At 31.6% G+C, this 1,482-nt stretch carries 1 protein-coding gene and 1 pseudogene; both read left to right on the top strand.

The annotated features are described in order from the left end of the window. The first annotated feature begins 120 nt into the window (after positions 1-120). Positions 121-1,038 carry a S8 family peptidase gene (locus J2S13_RS16815; protein WP_307258974.1) on the top strand — a complete coding sequence of 306 codons (918 nt, stop codon included), beginning with the start codon at positions 121-123 and terminating at the stop codon, positions 1,036-1,038. A gap of 267 nt (positions 1,039-1,305) precedes the next feature. Next, positions 1,306-1,482, top strand: a pseudogene (locus tag J2S13_RS17015) (IS4 family transposase); the annotation flags it as partial.

The raw sequence follows: 1,482 nt of genomic DNA, 5'->3' as shown, positions 1-1,482 counted from the left end.
GCCCAAAAATCGGTTTTCTCGCAAGACTCGTTTCAAATCGTCTCTAACTAGGCTATTTTTTCGATCTCAATTTCCCTTAGCGTTATAAATTTCATGAAATTCTCAAAGTTTTAGATTGCGGTGAATAATTCAGGAAACAATATAAAAAAAGAAGAAACTATTTTTTCTATTGAAAAAGATGGAGATTTGAAAAGTTCAGATGTTTCTCAAACATATCAATCCCAGATATTAAATCAATTGAATATTAGTACAAAAATAAAAACTAAATATACAGGTAAGGGTGTAAAAATTGCTATATTAGATTCGGGAATCGATATTTCACACGAGGATTTAAGTATTAAAGATGAAGTTTCCTTTTTAAATACTGAAGATACATCGTATTCCACAGGTCATGGAACTCACGTAGCCGGAATAATAGGGGCTAAACCTACTAATAATGGTAGTGTGGAGGGGATAGCACCTGAAACTGATTTGTTTAGTATTAAAATATTAAATGAAAGAGACGTTGGAAAAAATAGTATTCTAATATCTGCTATTGATTGGTGTTTAGATAATAAGATGGACATTGTTCACACAAGTATTAGTTCCCAAAAAAGATCAAAAATAGTAAACTATGCTGTTCAAAAAGCTTATGATAAAGGGATCTTATTAATTTCCTCGGCTGGAAATCAAGGAATGTATTTGAAAGAGAGTATAACCTTCCCAGGTGCTTATGATTCAGTCATTGCTGTAGGGTCGGTAGATCAAAACAATAAAAGATCTGTATTTTCAAGTGTTGGGGAATCATTAGAGTTAATGGCCCCAGGTGAAAATATCTATAGCACAGAACCCAATAATAGTTATGGCCAAAGGGATGGAACATCAATGGCAGCTCCTTATATTACAGGGATAGCAGCCCTCATTATGGAAAAGAATCCCAAACTAACTAACAAGGAAGTTAGGAAAATCCTTAATGAAACAGCTGATGAGATAGGAGAACCATTTTTGTATGGTAATGGAATAGTAAACGCTCAAAAAGCGTTACTTCAAGTTAAATAAACGTTATTGATTTATTTGATAAAATAAATTTCTAAAAAGTTGATGTAGGTTTGTTATTTTTTTACTTAAAAAACAAATTAAAAAAAGTAATTTTAATAACTCAACTTTCGCACCAAAAAAATAAGTGCTAATCATTGGTTGTATTGCGGTTTAAGAGTTATTAAATATATTGCTTGACACGGTTTATTAAAAAATGAAAAACACCTCGATCTTTGGTATAGTGAGATTGTCTAGAAAACACTACCACATAGAAGAGGTGCTCCCTATATGATAGACCAAAATAGCCAATATAATCAACTACCAAAAGAACTTGATTCTGTTTTTTCTGAGCTTGAAATGAATAAACATCTACGCCAAGCAGGAATTAAAAAATCCTTTGGTTTCAGTTGCTCTTACTTATTTCAGCTTGTTTTCTGTTTGATTTTTCAACATAAAAATTGGTTT

It is taken from the genome of Oikeobacillus pervagus (assembly GCF_030813365.1).
Lineage (GTDB): Bacteria > Bacillota > Bacilli > Bacillales > DSM-23947 > Oikeobacillus > Oikeobacillus pervagus.
The sequence above is the reverse complement of the archived record's forward strand: the minus strand, read 5'-3'. Positions and strand labels throughout refer to the sequence as shown.